The organism is Bacteroides hominis, from assembly GCF_033042785.2.
In the GTDB taxonomy this organism is placed as follows: domain Bacteria; phylum Bacteroidota; class Bacteroidia; order Bacteroidales; family Bacteroidaceae; genus Bacteroides; species Bacteroides hominis.
This window is the reverse complement of sequence record NZ_CP178829.1, coordinates 1,858,683-1,874,574: the sequence shown is the minus strand read 5'-3', so window position 1 is coordinate 1,874,574 and position 15,892 is coordinate 1,858,683. Positions and strand designations below refer to the sequence as shown.

The following is a 15,892-nucleotide window of genomic DNA, read 5'->3' as shown; positions in this document are numbered from 1 at the left end:
GGGCAAAGATAATCAATTTATATGAAACGCAAGTTCGGGACGTTCCTTTAAATAGGAAATTAATTCTCTACCTACCGAAAGTTTAACGGGACGAGAAATCAAGTCTACATACATCTTTCCATCCGTATCTGTTACCTTAAAATAAAGTTCTGTATTTCCTGGAGACTCTTTCGTCAAAGTGGCAAGTTCCGTAACCAAGTTCGAATTAAGTTCGGCAAGCGGAATCAGAATTGTAATCTTCTCTACCAGTTGTTCCTTGACGTCGGGCAGCAATTCCATCGAAGTAATCTTAATATCAAGTTCATCGGGACGCCATTGTTTAGGCTGGCAACGAGCTTTGATAAACAGAAAAGTCCCTTCACCTAAATAGCCTTGAAAAGTAACCCAATCGTTTCCGAAGAAAGGTATCTCGGCAGAACCGGAGTAATCTTCTATTTTGGCTATGCCATAAGGATTACCATTCTTACTTATACCTCGACGCACGCTGGTAACAATACCTCCCATCGTTATTTCTCTTCCTGCCAAAGCAGCTTTATCATCAAGTTCGATCATACGGGTATTGCATACATGTTCCAACACAATGGCATATTCATCAAGCGGATGAGCCGACAAGTAGATACCGACCAATTCTCTTTCTTTATTTAACCTCTCCAAATCATTCCAACGTTCTGCCGGAAGAATTTCGGGAGTCGCTATGTCAATCACATTGTCTCCTCCGAATAATGAATTAACGGCAGCAGCTTTATCCGCCTGATAACGGTTACCATAACGCATCAATGTTTCAAGAAAAGTTTCGCCTTTGGCATTCACCGCAAAATACTGTTCACGTTTCAGCTCAGGAAAACTATCGAATCCGCCCGCAAGAGCCAGACACTCCATGTTCTTCTTATTACAAGCATTCAAATTGACACGCTGAACGAAGTCGAAAATACCTTTAAAAGGACCATTTTCCCTTCGTTCCTCCATGATGCTTTGCACAGCAGCTTCACCGACTCCCTTTACAGCCCCCAGCCCGAAGCGGATATTTCCATTCCGGTTTGCCGTAAACTTCAGGTTACTTTCGTTCACATCCGGACCAAGCGTCTGCACTCCCATTGCTTTGCACTCGTCCATCAGTTTGGTGATATCAGTAATATTCGACAAACTTCGGCTCATGACAGCTGCCATATATTCAGCCGGATAGTTAGCCTTCAGGTATGCTGTCTGGTATGCAACCCAGGAATAACAGGTAGCATGTGATTTATTGAACGCATACGAAGCAAACTTCTCCCAGTCCGCCCAGATTTTCTCAAGTACCTTCGGATCATGCCCGTTTTTCCTTCCACCTTCAACAAACTTAGGTTTCATGTGATCCAGCTTATCACGCAGTTTCTTACCCATCGCTTTACGGAGGGCATCCGACTCCCCACGGGTAAAATCGGCTAAAAGACGTGACAGAAGCATGACCTGTTCCTGATAAACCGTAATTCCATACGTATCCTTCAAATATTTTTCCATGACAGGAATATCATATTCAATAGGCTTACGTCCATGTTTACGGTCGATAAAGTCAGGAATATAGTCCATTGGACCCGGACGATAAAGGGCATTCATCGCGATCAGATCCTCAAAAGTAGACGGCTGCAACTCACGTAAGTATTTCTGCATACCGGCAGATTCAAACTGGAATGTACCGATAGTCCGTCCATCACTATAAAGTTTATAAGTTGCAGGATCCTCAATTGAAATAGAATCAATATCCAGTTCCATGCCTTTACTCAGACGGATGTTTTCGACGGCTTCTTTGATAATAGACAAAGTCTTCAGCCCCAGAAAGTCCATCTTAATCAGTCCGGTATCTTCAATCACCGAACCTTCATATTGGGTAACCAGCATCTTCTCGCCGGTCTCCTTATCATCTGCCGTACTGACCGGCACCCAGTCCGTAATATCATCACGGCAAATAATGGTACCACAGGCATGTACACCGGTTCCCCGCACGTTTCCCTCAAGCATTTTGGCATATTTCATCGTATCCCTTACCAATGGATCAGGTGACGCTTCGGCAGCCTGCAATTCGGGCACATATTCTATAGCATTCTTTAAGTTCAGTTTTTTATCAGGAATTTTATCAGGAACCAGTTTGGCCAAACGATCCGATTCGGCAAGCGGAAGCTTTTGTACACGTGCAACATCTTTGATAGCCAGCTTTGTTGCCATAGTACCATATGTAATGATATGTGCTACCTTCTCCTGCCCATACTTCTCCGTCACCCAACGAAGCACTTCGCCACGACCATCGTCATCGAAGTCAATATCAATATCCGGCAATGAAATACGGTCGGGATTCAGAAAACGCTCAAACAGCAAATCGTATTTAATAGGGTCTATTTTGGTGATCTGCAAACAATAGGCCACGGCTGACCCAGCAGCCGAACCACGTCCCGGTCCAATGGATACCCCCATATTACGTCCGGCAGCAATGAAGTCCTGCACAATGAGGAAGTAGCCCGGAAAACCCATCGTCTTCATAATATGTAACTCAAAGACCAAGCGTTCCTTTACTTCCGGTGACAACGGATCGCCATAAAACTTCTTGGCTCCGTCGAAAGTCAACTTCTTCAGGTAATCGGCCTCCAGCTTGATACGATACAGTTTATCATATCCTCCCAAACGTTTTATTTTATCTTTAGCTGCTTCTTCACTCAACACCACGTTGCCATTTTCGTCTTGGGTGAATTCATCAAAAAGATCCTTTTCCGTATATTTTTGCCGATACCCTTCTTCCGTTCCGAAATCCTCCGGAATAGCAAAAGTAGGCATAATCGGTGCATGATCGATCGAATAATATTCTACCTTATCCAGAATTTCTAAAGTATTACTTAATGCTTCAGGCACGTCGGCAAAGAGTTCGTTCATCTCTGCTTTCGTTTTCATCCATTCCTGCTTAGTGTAATACATCCGGTTGGGATCATCAAGGTCTTTTCCCGTACTCAGACAGATTAGCCGGTCATGGGCTTCAGCATGCTCTTCGTTGACAAAATGAACGTCATTTGTACAAATCAACTTGACATTATACTTTTTGGCGTATTCTATCAAATGCTTATTCACATTCACCTGCAATGGATATGCTTCATGATTAGCTTTCGGCACCGTTGCTTTATGACGCTGCATTTCCAGATAATAATCGTCCCCAAACAGATTCTTATACCATTGAATAGCTTCCTCTGCCTCCGCCAACAATCCCTGAGTTATCTTTTTGGGAACTTCACCACCCAAACATGCCGAACAGATAATCAAGCCCTCATGATATTTCTCCAATTCATTCCTGTCTGTACGGGGGCGCATATAATAGCCTTTGGTCCATGCACGTGAAACCAATTTGATCAGGTTATGATACCCCTTCTCGTTTTTGGCGAGCACAATCAGGTGGTACCCGCTTTGATCGGGTTTTCCTTCCTTTTTATCCATAGTCCGGCGGGCCACGTACATTTCGCAACCGATAATGGGCTTGAACAACCGCCCCTCCGCCTCCACTATTTTAGCTTTACAATCAGCAATCTCAGCCTCTTTATCCGCACAGTCCACTTCACCGGCCTCAATGGCTGCAATCCGTTTCTTCAGGTCCTTGATTTCTCCTTTCGGACCCCCGTTTTTCTTATTCACATAGTTCGTAAACTCTTTGATGGCGAACATGTTTCCATGGTCCGTAACGGCAATACCTTTCATTCCATCCTTTATGGCCTTATCGACAAGCGCACTGACACTGGCTTGGCCATCCAGAAGAGAATATTGCGTATGGACGTGTAAATGAACGAAATCCTGCATAGTTATAGGTTGATAATTTGAAGCCATAAAATTACAATGTCTGTAGCTACTAACAAAGATAAACTCCAAAAAGTTATCAACATAAGTCATTTCTATCTGCAAATGCTTGCTGGATTTTTAAAATAAGTATACTTTTGCGGATAATTATCATTAAATAGCGCAAATGGGTCGACTTAAAAAATTAAAAAAGATAAGAATTCACCGTGAAGGAACACATATTTTATGGGGTAGCTTTTTTCTGCTACTAATTATAAATGCAGCCCTTTACTGGGGAATTGATTGTAAAATACCATTCTACCTGATGGCTTTGGTCAGTGTTATAGTCTATCTGTTGATGGTTAACTTTTTCCGTTGCCCGATCCGCCTGTTCGGACAAGATACTGAAAGGATCGTAGTTGCACCGGCCGATGGGAAAATCGTAGTTATTGAAGAGGTAGACGAACATGAATACTTTCATGACCGCCGGATCATGGTATCCATTTTCATGAGCATTCTAAACGTACATGCCAATTGGTACCCGGTGGATGGAGTCGTCAAAAAAGTCTCTCACGAAAACGGCAAGTTCATGAAAGCATGGCTTCCGAAAGCCAGCACAGAGAACGAGCGTTCAATGGTTGTTATTGAAACTCCCGAGGGTGTAGAGGTCATGGCACGGCAAATAGCCGGTGCAATGGCACGCCGCATCGTAACATATGCCGAGCCGGGTGAGGAATGTTATATTGACGAACATCTGGGCTTTATTAAATTTGGTTCCCGTGTAGATGTATATCTGCCATTGGGCACTGAGATTTGTGTTAGTATGGGACAATTGACAACCGGTAACCAAACCGTTATCGCCAAATTAAAATAAAAAACGAACAATGGCAAATGCTATTATCCGCCATATACCCAACACAGTGACCTGCCTGAATCTATTTTCAGGATGCATTGCTTGTGTTATGGCCTTTGAAGCCAAATACGAATTGGCTGTCACTTTTATCATCTTGAGTGCTGTCTTCGATTTTTTCGATGGTATGTTGGCACGTTTGCTTCATGCCTACTCTCCTATTGGTAAAGAATTGGACTCTTTGGCCGATGATGTCAGCTTCGGCGTAGCTCCGGCTATACTTGTTTTTTCATTCATGAAAGAACCCGGACTTATGTATCCCGACTTTCTGGCAGGCGTAAAAGAGTATATTCCTTATCTGGCTTTTCTTATTTCGATATTCTCAGCTCTCCGTTTGGCCAACTTTAATGTAGACGAACGCCAAACGAGTTCCTTTATCGGTCTTCCTGTCCCTGCCAACGCTTTATATTGGGGTGCACTTATTGTAGGAGGCAAAGAATTCTTACTTGCTCACTGCAATGTTATATACCTTATTATAATGGTAATGCTTTTTTCATGGTTGTTGGTAGCTGAGATCCCCATGTTCTCCCTGAAATTTAAAAATCTTTCTTGGAAAGACAATAAGATTAGTTTCATATTCCTGATAGTCTGCATTCCACTGTTGCTGTTCTTGGGTATCAGCGGATTCTCAGCGGTTATTGTATGGTATATCATTCTTTCACTTTTAACAAGAAAAAATAAATAAACAATCCTTCTGGCACGTTTGTTGTACTACAAATTTTAAACAATGCATAAAACAAATAGCCTATGTTTCACATTTTAGGATTTTTATTCATTATCGTTATCGCCGTTATCATTATCGGACTGGCCCTTGTAGGAAGTGTGTTAAGAGCCATCTTCGGACTGGGGAAACGCTCATCTGCCTCCGGTTCCGGAAGCCAGAATTCGACACACAGTAATTCGGGGCAAAGATACTATCGTCCGACACAAGCTAACGATAAAGAGGAAATCATTACTGAAACCGGAGCTAACAAGCACAAAAAACTTTTTGATGACAATGAAGGAGAATATGTGGATTATGAAGAGATAAAAGATTGATAATATAAAAATTCACCTTCTTTTAGACGCAAAAAAATCTTTCATCAGATTGGCACATTCATCGGCGAGTATCCCTTTGACAACTACAGTTTTGGGATGAAGGGACTTTGGAGCATATCTCTGGTACCCCCTTTTTTCGTCTTCAGCACCAAAAACCAATTTACCAGTTTGTGCCCAGGCAATAGCACCGGCACACATCACACAAGGTTCTACAGTAACATACAACGTACATTCATTCAGATATTTTCCTCCAAGGACATTGGCTGCCGCAGTAATAGCCTGCATTTCGGCATGGGCTGTCACGTCATTCAATGTTTCAGTCAGATTGTGTGCACGAGCAATGATCCGCTCTTTACATACGACAACTGCTCCCACTGGGACTTCTCCACGTTCGCCGGCCTTAGCAGCCTCAACCAGAGCTTGTTTCATAAAATAAGAATCGTCCAACATAATCTTAACGCCGCATATCGTGTTCACCAAAAAGAGTCGGATAATCCTCCTCCATATTTTTATGTATAAACATGAGAATCGTTTCACGAAGCCAACGCGATTTATTCGTTATCTTATACTTATCCAGATAACGATCTACAATCTGCTGCTCATCTTCGCTTAGCAATATACTCATCCTGCGTTCCCGTTTAGGTTCGTCAAGAGTTGCCTTATTACACTTTTTATCTCTCTTTCTCATATTCTTTGCAAATTTACTTTTACTTCTGTAATTTCAAAGAAGAAAAAGAGTAAATTTGCAAAAAATAGTATGCTAAAATTATATGGCAGAACATAATCTGTTAGGAAAGGCCGGAGAGGATGCTGCTGTTCAATATCTGGAGCAGCACGAATATACCATTCGTCATCGGAATTGGCGTAAAGGACATCTGGAACTGGACATTGTGGCAGCCAAAAACGGTGAACTGATAATTGTGGAAGTAAAGACACGTACCGACACGGACTTTGCATTACCTCAGGATGCTGTTACTCCACAGAAAATCAGGCGAACCGTAATCGCAGCCGATACATATATTAAGCTTTTCCAAATAGACGCATCTGTAAGATTTGATATTATTACTGTCGTAGGTAAAGTAGGAAATTTCAGAATTGAACATATAAAAGAGGCGTTTTACCCGCCATTATTTTAAATAGTATGAATATAGAATCAGCCAGAGAATACTGCCTTCAGAAAAAAGCAGTCACCGAATGCCTCCCATTCGATGAATACTCACTTGTACTGAAAGTGATGGATAAAATGTTCGCACTAATCGATTTGGAAGGAGCCAATATGATTGCTTTGAAATGTAATCCTGATTATGCCATCGAACTACGTGAACATTATTCAGCCATCGAAGGTGCTTATCATTTCAACAAAAAATATTGGAATCAGATTTTCTTTGACCGGGATGCCGACGATAAATTGATAAAACAGCTGATTGACCATTCTTACGAAGAAGTATTGAAGAAATTCACTAAAAAACTACGTGCCGAATATGATGCCCTTCCCTGAGTCTTTTCCTGTACCTTTGATTTATATCGAAGAGACAGACTCCACCAATCATTATTTAAACGATCTGTGCAATAAGCAAGATGTCAGTGAACTAACCACAGTAGTAGCTAACTACCAAACCTTGGGCAGAGGACAGCGAGGAAACAGTTGGGAATCGGAGAAAGGTAAGAATCTAATGTTTAGCTTCGTACTTTATCCCATTTCTTTAGAAGTCCGCAAACAATTTCTCCTATCTCAAATCATCTCTTTATCCATTAAGGAAGAACTCGACACATACGTTAAAGATATCTCTATTAAATGGCCGAACGATATCTACTGGAAAGAAAGAAAAATCTGCGGAATATTGATTGAAAATGATTTGATGGGAGTACATATCAGCCAAAGCATTGCAGGGATTGGCGTCAATATTAACCAGGAAGAGTTTTTCAGCTCCGCCCCCAATCCTGTATCACTTAAACAAATCACCGGCCAAACTTACGAACTCTCCGGAATATTGGCAGGAGTTATGCAACGAATCATGGAATATTACAGCCTGCTTCAAAAAGGGGAGCACACTTACATAACCCACCGGTATCAGAAGGCGCTTTTCCGAAAAGAAGGTATGCATAAGTATTCCGATGCGAACGGAGAGTTTATAGCCAGAACCATAGAAGTTGAAGCCGACGGTCATCTTGTTTTGCAAGACGATACAGGCAAAATACGCCGATACGTATTTAAAGAGGTACAGCACATTTTATAATACTTCTTCTTTTTTAGTTTAAAACATTACCTTTGCAATATTGTTTTAAATATAAAAACATTTAATTTATGAAAATCAGATGCCTACTGTTAATATCCATATTAACACTACTGTTTGTCAGTTGTGAAGACTCCAATACCGAAAATAATTCAAAACTGGAGTTGTCGGAGTCGTTTTTTCAAGATATTGACAGCGATGGAGTTACTCTAACCGTAAATATCACCAGTAGCGATTCGTGGGTAGCAGCAAGTTCTTCAACCTGGTGCAAGCTCGTACCCAATAAGGGAGCAAGCAATCAGCCACTCGGCATTGTTGTAGAAGCTAACCTTGAAACGGCTGAAAGAAGTGCAACGATTGCGGTAACTTCCAGTGGAATAAAAAAGGTCATAACCGTCACACAATTGGCAGCTGGACATTCAACCGATCCCGAAGCGTACCACTATGAACTTCCCATAATCTTCCACGTGCTATATAAGAATAGTTCAGACCCCAAACAGTACATTAGTCCAAACCGTTTAACTGACATATTAAAAACGGTCAACAAACTATATAAAGATAAGACCCAAAGTGTAGATATGAACCTAACCTTTACACTGGCATCTACAGATCCCAATGGGAAAACATTAACTTCTCCGGGAATAGAATATATACAATGGAAAGACGACTACCCCATTGACTGTGATAAATTCATGGAAGATGACACAACAAAAGGTGGAGTGGGATATGTAAATTATCTATGGGACCCCAACCGATACATTAACGTGATGATTTATAACTTTACAAATGACCCGCAGTCAAATACTACCACCTTAGGAATCTCTCATTTGGCATTCACAACTACAGGCAGCAACTCTCTGGAGGGGCTTAATGAAACAAAATATTCTTACTTGGAATTAAAGAATCTGAGTTTTCCGTATTGTGTCTCCATTAATAGTCTCTTCATTGACCAGCAATCTACTTCCACAGCCTACAACACTACTGACATTACAGTGACACTGGCGCATGAGTTGGGTCATTATTTAGGACTACACCACGTTTTTTCAGAAGATCCGGAAAGTAGTTGTAAAGATACAGACTATTGCAAGGATACACCCAGTTATGATAAGGATGCTTATGATATGACATATCAGTGGGCAATGGCAGGTAACATACCTGAGAAAGAGCTTTTTGCTTATCTTGTCAAACGCGAAAGTTGTGACGGTGCCCAGTTCATCTCCCATAACATTATGGATTACTCCGTCAGTTACTCCGACCAATTCACACAAGACCAATGCAACCGCATTCGTCATGTATTGACATATAGTCCGCTGATACCCGGACCTAAAAAAGAGCAAGCAAATACCCGAGCAGCTATCGGAGAAGTTCTTAAACTACCTATACGCACAATCAAATAATAGAAAAAGAGGTGAACAGATAGTTATCTGTTCACCTCTTTTTCTATCAACTGTATCTTATCAAGCGTCTTCCTTGCTTCTGTCGAAGGAAACCGGCTCACAACTTTCAGCAGATACTCTCTTGCTTTTCCGTATCCGTTACTCATCACCCGGCTTAAACCATCACGATAACGGGCATACTGCATACGTGTCGGAGCAGCTATCTTCTTATATTCATTCTCTATCCGTTGCTTCTCACGTTCCGCTTTCAAATATAAGTAGTTACCTATAAAAATATTGGCAGCAAGGTTATCAGCATCCAGCATCAACACTTTCTGATAAGTCTTCAAAGCCTCTGCTTCCTTACCCCGGCAAACTTCCATTTCGGCACAAGAGACAAGACAGTTTACATCGTTCGGTGATTTTTGCAGCAATTCTTTATAAAACAGATACGCCTTATCATAGCTGCGTGACTTCTTATAGAATGAAGCCAGCTCATTAGCAAACTTCGAGGCTACATCTGTATTCTTATCCACCCCGGTCCAGTAAAACATCTCGGCCTTTTCCACATTCGTATTCACGGCCTGACGGAACAGACTAATAGCTTGTTCCCACTGTTTATTATCAATGGCGGCTGATACTCTCTGCAGCATTTCTCCTGCCGATTGTGCTGAAAGCGCAAACGGAAGCGAAAACAACATGGAAAGAAATAAAGTCAGAGCTTTCATCTTATTCATACTTATTTAGTTAGGTTCCTACAAAGATAGAAATTATTCCGACTCACCGGTCGCTAAAAACCAATTAAATAACGTTATTGTTCTCTTCATTTTCAGATTCACCTTTTTTCGTGTAACTTTGCCCGTCCATGGATAAAATCTTTCATCTCAGCAGTGGTAACAGACGGATTCTGCAAATAGCCGTCCCTTCCATCATCTCCAATATAACCGTTCCGCTATTGGGGCTGATCGATGTTACTATTGTAGGTCATCTGGGGTCAGCAGCCTACATTGGTGCCATTGCCGTGGGAGGTATGCTGTTTAATATCATTTACTGGATATTCGGTTTTCTGCGGATGGGTACCAGTGGAATGACTTCTCAGGCATACGGCAAGCGCGATCTTGACGAAGTGACCCGACTCCTATTACGGTCGGTCGGTGTAGGACTGTTCATTGCTCTCTGCCTGATGCTTCTGCAATATCCCATACTAAAAGCGGCATTTACTTTTATCCAAACCTCCGATGAAGTGAAACGCCTTGCTACACTTTATTTCTATATCTGCATTTGGGGTGCTCCCGCCATGTTAGGGCTTTATGGCTTTGCCGGATGGTTTATCGGTATGCAAAACTCCCGTTTCCCGATGTACATCGCCATCACTCAAAATATAGTCAACATCGCAGCCAGCCTATGCTTTGTCTATCTGTTGGGTATGAAAGTAGAAGGCGTTGCGCTGGGTACTCTGATTGCCCAATATGCAGGTTTTTTCATGGCATTCCTGTTATGGCACCGATATTATGGGCAACTGCGAAAACGCATCCAGTGGAAAGGCCTGCTGCAAAGACAGGCCATGTATCGTTTCTTCCAGGTAAATCGTGATATCTTTCTACGTACTTTATGCCTGGTGGCGGTAACGATGTATTTTACCTCTGCCGGAGCAGCACAGGGAGAAGTTGTCCTGGCCGTAAACACACTACTTATGCAACTTTTTACTCTGTTCTCATATATCATGGATGGTTTTGCTTACGCAGGCGAAGCATTGGCAGGACGCTATATAGGCGCCGATAACCGAACGGAACTTCACCGCACTGTCCGCAGATTATTTGCCTGGGGTACCGGTCTTTCAATCGCTTTCACCCTACTTTATGGCATAGGAGGACAATCATTTCTCGGCTTACTCACCAACGAAGCGTCTGTTATCAATGAAGCAGAAACCTATTTCTATTGGGTATTGGCTATTCCTCTTGCCGGATTCTCGGCATTCCTTTGGGACGGCATCTTCATTGGTGCGACTGCAACACGCCAAATGCTCTATTCCATGTTTATAGCTTCGGCCAGTTTCTTCATTATCTATTACACATTTCATAACTCAATGGGTAACCACGCTTTATGGATGGCATTTATCGTCTATCTCTCTTCACGGGGATTCATACAAGCACTGCTCGCCAGAAAGATAATGCAACAAAAATAACTCTCAAAAGAATCTCGCTTTAAAACTATTCGTTTATCTTTGCAAAAAAAGAAATCATTAACAACCAACTCGTATGGCAAAATACAAAAGAATCCTGTTGAAGCTCAGCGGTGAGAGCCTGATGGGAGAAAAGCAATATGGCATCGATGAAAAACGATTGGCCGAATATGCCGCACAAATCAAAGAGATTCACGAACAAGGCGTACAAATAGGTATCGTCATCGGTGGTGGCAACATCTTCCGCGGACTGAGCGGAGCCAATAAAGGTTTCGATCGGGTGAAAGGCGACCAAATGGGAATGCTGGCCACTGTTATCAACAGCCTTGCACTCAGCTCGGCATTGGTTGCTGCCGGGGTGAAAGCACGCGTACTGACCGCAGTACGTATGGAACCCATCGGTGAGTTTTACAGCAAATGGAAAGCCATCGAATGTATGGAAAACGGCGAAATCGTGATCATGTCGGCAGGAACAGGAAATCCATTCTTCACTACCGATACCGGCTCTTCCCTCCGCGGCATTGAGATAGAAGCAGACGTAATGCTGAAAGGCACCCGTGTAGACGGTATCTACACTGCTGACCCGGAAAAAGACCCGACTGCTACAAAATTCGACACCATCACTTACGACGAAGTGTTGAAACGCGGATTGAAAGTGATGGATCTCACAGCTACATGTATGTGCAAGGAAAACAATCTGCCCATCGTGGTATTCGATATGGATACGGTAGGTAACCTGAAAAAAGTAATCACAGGAGAAGAGATTGGCACATTGGTACACAATTAGTCAATTCTCTAATCTGAAGAAATACGAATGGGTTAATAAGTGGACAGGATACGTTCAGTTATTAACCCATTCTTCACTTATTCTTATAGGGATAGTTGCAGATAACCAAAAAATAATCTACTTTTGTTTTCAAAATTAATCAAAGTGCCAATTTTATAAAGACTTAATAAGATGGTAGACGTAAAAACGATTATCGAAGAATCACAAGAGAAGATGGATATGGCAGTGATGTATCTGGAAGAAGCACTGGCACACATCCGCGCCGGAAAAGCAAGCACACGCCTGCTGGATGGTATCCGTGTAGACTCTTACGGAAGCATGGTGCCCATCAGCAACGTAGCTGCCGTAACCACTCCCGATGCACGCAGCATCACAATTAAACCTTGGGATAAAAGCATGTTCCGGGTTATTGAAAAAGCCATTATCGACTCCGATCTCGGTATCATGCCGGAGAATAACGGTGAAATTATCCGCATCGGCATCCCCCCTCTTACCGAGGAACGCCGTAAACAACTTGCCAAACAGTGTAAAGCTGAAGGCGAGACAGCTAAAGTAAGTATCCGCAACGCGCGCCGCGACGGTATAGATGCACTGAAAAAAGCTGTAAAAGACGGTTTGGCTGAAGATGAACAAAAGAATGCAGAAGCTAAACTGCAGAAGGTTCATGATAAGTACATCGCCAAGATTGAAGAAATGCTGGCTGAAAAGGACAAAGAAATTATGACCGTATAATTCTAAATTACAAGTTACGAGCTACGAGTGCAGTGCACAAGCACAGCCTCTCCAATCTTTCTTATAGCTCGTAACTTGTAATTTGCAGTTTATAAAACATGAAGGGATTAGTAATAAAGAATACAGGTAGCTGGTATCAGGTGAAAACCGATGACGGGCAGTTGGTTGAATGCAAAATCAAAGGTAATTTTCGGCTGAAAGGCATACGGAGTACAAATCCCGTTGCCGTAGGTGACCGTGTACAAATCATACTCAACCAGGAAGGAACGGCCTTTATCAATGAGATAGAAGACCGGAAAAATTACATCATCCGCCGTTCATCGAACCTCTCCAAACAATCGCATATTCTTGCAGCCAACCTCGACCAATGTATGCTGGTGGTGACTATTAACTATCCCGAAACTTCAACCACCTTCATCGACCGTTTTTTGGCGTCGGCAGAAGCCTACCGTGTACCGGTGAAGATTCTTTTCAACAAAGTGGATGCTTATGATGAAGACGAACTGCATTATCTGGACAGCCTCATCACCCTCTATACCCAAATAGGTTACCCTTGTTTTAAAATATCCGCACTGACCGGTGAAGGAGTCGATGCCATACGCGAGGAACTGAAAGGCCGGGTAACTCTCTTTTCCGGACATTCGGGAGTGGGCAAGTCAACCCTCATCAATGCCCTTGTCCCGGGACTGGAAGTCAAGACCGCAGAGATATCAGCTTATCACAACAAAGGAATGCACACCACCACTTTCTCCGAAATGTTCCCCGTCCCCGGCAACGGATATATCATCGACACACCCGGTATCAAAGGTTTCGGCACTTTTGATATGGAAGAGGAAGAGATAGGCCATTACTTCCCCGAAATATTCAAGACTTCGGCAGACTGCAAATATGGAAACTGCACACACCGTCAAGAACCCGGTTGTGCTGTTCGGAAAGCGGTAGAAGAGCACTACATCAGCGAATCACGCTATACTTCCTATCTGAGTATGCTTGAGGATAAGGAGGAAGGAAAATACCGTGCGGCATACTGAATCTCTGCTATTTTTCAGAGAATATTCTTTATTCTATTTTAATGCTTCACTTGGCAAAGCAACTGCTTCTCCTACAAAAAATACGTTTCGATCTTCCATCTTCCACCTTTTTCCACTTACTCCATTAATAATCAATGCAATGACATGGTGGAAGATCGCATTTTCAGCCTGTTTATCTTCCACCCGCATCTTCCATCTTCCACCCGTTAACTTGAGCGCCATCCAATCGTTAAGACACTGATAAGCAACACTAAGGAACGTATTTATTAACTGAATACATTGTTTAGAGCATTGTGCTTTCCTTTACTGTTTAGTCGAAAATGATCCGTTCTTCATCCCATCCCCGCTACCCGGGCTCATGAGCCCGTATACTCGGGCTTATAAGCCCGCATACCAAGGCCCATGAGCCCGCATACCAGGGCCGGAATAAACAAACAGAGATTCATTATAATAATTTTGGATACAAACCTTTAAGACCAAAAACAAATACCGTTGGTTAGTTCGTAATCCGCGAAGAAGAAAAGAACCGTCGCACTTTATCAGGAGGATGATTCGATGACTGTTACAATAAGTCCTCACCCTTTTACTGAAAGGATATTGGGGCTTTCATATACTGAAAACATAATCAATAAGACACCTTAACACAAAAAATAAATCTATATTTTAATTTCCCGATTAAACCTTTTCCCACCCTCTTAGTCTAACCTTAGAACGGACATATACTAATACTAAGACATGGATAAAAAGGTTAAATGGGGCATCATCACATTGATTGGTGCCGGACTGATAGGCTGGGGTATCTACTCTCAGCTTCCTAAAGCAAATGAAGAGTTGGCAGCAGCCGACAAAGTGATGGCTGGCAAGCAGATCAACAAAAGAGTTCTGAATGTAAATGCCAAGATCATAAAGCCACAATTGCTGACAGATCAGATTCAAATTAGCGGCAGCTTGATGCCTGATGAAGAAGTGGATCTTTCTTTCGAGACTTCGGGAAAGATCGTTGAAATCAACTTTGACGAAGGCAGTGCCGTAAAAAAAGGACAGCTATTGGCGAAAGTAAACGACCGTCAGTTGCAGGCTCAGTTGCAACGCCTCGTAGCTCAGTTAAAGCTTGCCGAAGATCGTGTATTCCGTCAGAACGCTCTGCTTGAACGGGACGCTGTCAGTAAAGAAGCCTACGAACAAGTAAAAACGGAACTGGCTACCCTCAATGCGGACATCGACCTGGTGAAAGCTAACATTGCCATGACCGAACTTCGCGCTCCTTTTGACGGAGTAATCGGGCTCCGGCAAGTCAGTGTCGGTTCATATGCCTCACCAACCACTATCGTAGCCAAACTGACGAAAATTATTCCTTTGAAAATAGAATTTTCCGTACCAGAACGTTATGCAAGCCAGGTAAAGAAAGGCACCAACCTCAACTTCGAACTGGAAGGTAAATTAAGTTCTTTCCCGGCAAAAGTATACGCAACCGAGTCAAGAATCGACCAGTCTACCCGTACGCTGACCGTTCGTGCCCTATATGCCAACAGTAACGGCGCACTGCTCCCGGGACGCTACGCCAGCATTCAGCTGAAAAAAGAAGAAATCCCAAATGCCATTGCCATCCCATCCGAAGCGATTGTACCGGAAATGGGTAAGGATAAAGTATTCCTCTATAAATCGGGCAAGGCTGAACCGGTAGAAATAACCGCAGGCATTCGTACCGAAGCTGAAGTGCAGGTGATAAAAGGTTTGCAGATGGGTGATACCATCATCACTTCGGGAACCCTTCAACTCCGTACAGGATTACCTGTCACACTGGATAATATCAATTAAC

17 protein-coding genes are annotated in these 15,892 nt (G+C 42.7%); 12 read left to right on the top strand and 5 right to left on the bottom strand.

Annotated features, from left to right (window positions below; all coding sequences use genetic code 11):
- Nucleotides 1-12: 12 nt before the first annotated feature.
- Entirely contained in the window at nucleotides 13-3,807 is a 3,795-nt protein-coding gene (dnaE, locus tag R3O62_RS07970) for a DNA polymerase III subunit alpha (RefSeq protein WP_032530229.1), read from the bottom strand.
- A gap of 163 nt (nucleotides 3,808-3,970) precedes the next feature.
- Between dnaE and R3O62_RS07965 the strand changes: the two genes are divergently transcribed.
- The 3 genes from R3O62_RS07965 (at nucleotide 3,971) to R3O62_RS07955 (ending at nucleotide 5,731) form a co-directional block, all read left to right on the top strand.
- Nucleotides 3,971-4,657, top strand: a complete 687-nt coding sequence (locus R3O62_RS07965) for a phosphatidylserine decarboxylase family protein (RefSeq protein ID WP_005823436.1) — start codon at nucleotides 3,971-3,973, stop codon at nucleotides 4,655-4,657.
- Nucleotides 4,658-4,667: 10 nt separating this feature from the next.
- A complete protein-coding gene (gene pssA, locus R3O62_RS07960) occupies nucleotides 4,668-5,378 on the top strand; it encodes a CDP-diacylglycerol--serine O-phosphatidyltransferase (RefSeq protein ID WP_005823437.1) in 711 nt (236 codons plus the stop codon).
- Nucleotides 5,379-5,440: 62 nt separating this feature from the next.
- The gene (locus R3O62_RS07955) at nucleotides 5,441-5,731 is read left to right on the top strand and encodes a DUF4834 family protein (protein WP_005823438.1); all 291 of its coding nucleotides are present in this window, start codon (nucleotides 5,441-5,443) and stop codon (nucleotides 5,729-5,731) included.
- A gap of 12 nt (nucleotides 5,732-5,743) precedes the next feature.
- Here the strand turns inward: R3O62_RS07955 and R3O62_RS07950 are convergent, their stop codons facing one another.
- Nucleotides 5,744-6,181 (bottom strand): nucleoside deaminase, encoded by a 438-nt coding sequence (locus R3O62_RS07950; RefSeq protein ID WP_005810542.1) that lies wholly within the window; start codon nucleotides 6,179-6,181, stop codon nucleotides 5,744-5,746.
- Between the two features lie 4 nt (nucleotides 6,182-6,185).
- Nucleotides 6,186-6,419, bottom strand: a complete 234-nt coding sequence (locus R3O62_RS07945) for a hypothetical protein (protein WP_005775389.1) — start codon at nucleotides 6,417-6,419, stop codon at nucleotides 6,186-6,188.
- A gap of 82 nt (nucleotides 6,420-6,501) precedes the next feature.
- Between R3O62_RS07945 and R3O62_RS07940 the strand changes: the two genes are divergently transcribed.
- The 4 genes from R3O62_RS07940 to R3O62_RS07925 all read left to right on the top strand — a co-directional run bounded on the left by R3O62_RS07940 (nucleotide 6,502) and on the right by R3O62_RS07925 (nucleotide 9,362).
- The gene (locus tag R3O62_RS07940; protein WP_005810543.1) at nucleotides 6,502-6,867 is read left to right on the top strand and encodes a YraN family protein; all 366 of its coding nucleotides are present in this window, start codon (nucleotides 6,502-6,504) and stop codon (nucleotides 6,865-6,867) included.
- 5 nt (nucleotides 6,868-6,872) lie between these two features.
- On the top strand, nucleotides 6,873-7,229 hold the full coding sequence (locus tag R3O62_RS07935) for an MmcQ/YjbR family DNA-binding protein (protein ID WP_005775387.1): 357 nt from the start codon (nucleotides 6,873-6,875) through the stop codon (nucleotides 7,227-7,229).
- Entirely contained in the window at nucleotides 7,213-7,968 is a 756-nt protein-coding gene (locus R3O62_RS07930; protein WP_269110047.1) for a biotin--[acetyl-CoA-carboxylase] ligase, read from the top strand. The genes R3O62_RS07935 and R3O62_RS07930 overlap by 17 nt, the downstream gene beginning before the upstream one ends.
- 68 nt (nucleotides 7,969-8,036) lie before the next feature.
- On the top strand, nucleotides 8,037-9,362 hold the full coding sequence (locus R3O62_RS07925; RefSeq protein WP_269110046.1) for a zinc-dependent metalloproteinase lipoprotein: 1,326 nt from the start codon (nucleotides 8,037-8,039) through the stop codon (nucleotides 9,360-9,362).
- Nucleotides 9,363-9,385: 23 nt separating this feature from the next.
- Here the strand turns inward: R3O62_RS07925 and R3O62_RS07920 are convergent, their stop codons facing one another.
- A complete protein-coding gene (locus R3O62_RS07920) occupies nucleotides 9,386-10,069 on the bottom strand; it encodes a tetratricopeptide repeat protein (protein WP_032536931.1) in 684 nt (227 codons plus the stop codon).
- Nucleotides 10,070-10,206: 137 nt separating this feature from the next.
- On the opposite strand from R3O62_RS07920, the gene R3O62_RS07915 reads away from it, so the two are divergent.
- The 4 genes from R3O62_RS07915 to rsgA all read left to right on the top strand — a co-directional run bounded on the left by R3O62_RS07915 (nucleotide 10,207) and on the right by rsgA (nucleotide 14,073).
- Complete coding sequence (locus tag R3O62_RS07915) at nucleotides 10,207-11,526, top strand: MATE family efflux transporter (protein WP_005775382.1); 1,320 nt, start codon at nucleotides 10,207-10,209, stop codon at nucleotides 11,524-11,526.
- A 73-nt stretch (nucleotides 11,527-11,599) separates the two neighbouring features.
- Nucleotides 11,600-12,310: a UMP kinase gene (gene pyrH / locus R3O62_RS07910; protein WP_005775381.1), complete on the top strand. Its 711-nt coding sequence runs from the start codon at nucleotides 11,600-11,602 to the stop codon at nucleotides 12,308-12,310.
- Between the two features lie 171 nt (nucleotides 12,311-12,481).
- Nucleotides 12,482-13,042, top strand: coding sequence for a ribosome recycling factor (frr, locus tag R3O62_RS07905; RefSeq protein ID WP_005775374.1), 561 nt, complete (start codon nucleotides 12,482-12,484; stop codon nucleotides 13,040-13,042).
- A 98-nt stretch (nucleotides 13,043-13,140) separates the two neighbouring features.
- On the top strand, nucleotides 13,141-14,073 hold the full coding sequence (gene rsgA / locus R3O62_RS07900) for a ribosome small subunit-dependent GTPase A (RefSeq protein ID WP_005775373.1): 933 nt from the start codon (nucleotides 13,141-13,143) through the stop codon (nucleotides 14,071-14,073).
- A gap of 33 nt (nucleotides 14,074-14,106) precedes the next feature.
- Here rsgA and R3O62_RS07895 read toward each other — a convergent pair whose 3' ends face one another.
- Nucleotides 14,107-14,295, bottom strand: coding sequence for a hypothetical protein (locus R3O62_RS07895; RefSeq protein WP_032530235.1), 189 nt, complete (start codon nucleotides 14,293-14,295; stop codon nucleotides 14,107-14,109).
- Nucleotides 14,296-14,808: 513 nt separating this feature from the next.
- Between R3O62_RS07895 and R3O62_RS07890 the strand changes: the two genes are divergently transcribed.
- Complete coding sequence (locus R3O62_RS07890) at nucleotides 14,809-15,891, top strand: efflux RND transporter periplasmic adaptor subunit (RefSeq protein ID WP_005775369.1); 1,083 nt, start codon at nucleotides 14,809-14,811, stop codon at nucleotides 15,889-15,891.
- Nucleotide 15,892 lies beyond the last annotated feature (1 nt).

Coding starts and splice junctions, on each gene's coding strand:
- frr (WP_005775374.1), top strand. CDS start 12,482: ATGGTAGACGTAAAAACGATTATCGAAGAATCACAAGAGAAGATGGAT.
- R3O62_RS07895 (WP_032530235.1), bottom strand. CDS start 14,295: ATGGCGCTCAAGTTAACGGGTGGAAGATGGAAGATGCGGGTGGAAGAT.
- R3O62_RS07940 (WP_005810543.1), top strand. CDS start 6,502: ATGGCAGAACATAATCTGTTAGGAAAGGCCGGAGAGGATGCTGCTGTT.
- R3O62_RS07945 (WP_005775389.1), bottom strand. CDS start 6,419: ATGAGAAAGAGAGATAAAAAGTGTAATAAGGCAACTCTTGACGAACCT.
- R3O62_RS07915 (WP_005775382.1), top strand. CDS start 10,207: ATGGATAAAATCTTTCATCTCAGCAGTGGTAACAGACGGATTCTGCAA.
- dnaE (WP_032530229.1), bottom strand. CDS start 3,807: ATGCAGGATTTCGTTCATTTACACGTCCATACGCAATATTCTCTTCTG.
- R3O62_RS07955 (WP_005823438.1), top strand. CDS start 5,441: ATGTTTCACATTTTAGGATTTTTATTCATTATCGTTATCGCCGTTATC.
- R3O62_RS07920 (WP_032536931.1), bottom strand. CDS start 10,069: ATGAAAGCTCTGACTTTATTTCTTTCCATGTTGTTTTCGCTTCCGTTT.
- R3O62_RS07930 (WP_269110047.1), top strand. CDS start 7,213: ATGATGCCCTTCCCTGAGTCTTTTCCTGTACCTTTGATTTATATCGAA.
- rsgA (WP_005775373.1), top strand. CDS start 13,141: ATGAAGGGATTAGTAATAAAGAATACAGGTAGCTGGTATCAGGTGAAA.
- pyrH (WP_005775381.1), top strand. CDS start 11,600: ATGGCAAAATACAAAAGAATCCTGTTGAAGCTCAGCGGTGAGAGCCTG.
- pssA (WP_005823437.1), top strand. CDS start 4,668: ATGGCAAATGCTATTATCCGCCATATACCCAACACAGTGACCTGCCTG.
- R3O62_RS07935 (WP_005775387.1), top strand. CDS start 6,873: ATGAATATAGAATCAGCCAGAGAATACTGCCTTCAGAAAAAAGCAGTC.
- R3O62_RS07965 (WP_005823436.1), top strand. CDS start 3,971: ATGGGTCGACTTAAAAAATTAAAAAAGATAAGAATTCACCGTGAAGGA.
- R3O62_RS07950 (WP_005810542.1), bottom strand. CDS start 6,181: ATGTTGGACGATTCTTATTTTATGAAACAAGCTCTGGTTGAGGCTGCT.
- R3O62_RS07890 (WP_005775369.1), top strand. CDS start 14,809: ATGGATAAAAAGGTTAAATGGGGCATCATCACATTGATTGGTGCCGGA.
- R3O62_RS07925 (WP_269110046.1), top strand. CDS start 8,037: ATGAAAATCAGATGCCTACTGTTAATATCCATATTAACACTACTGTTT.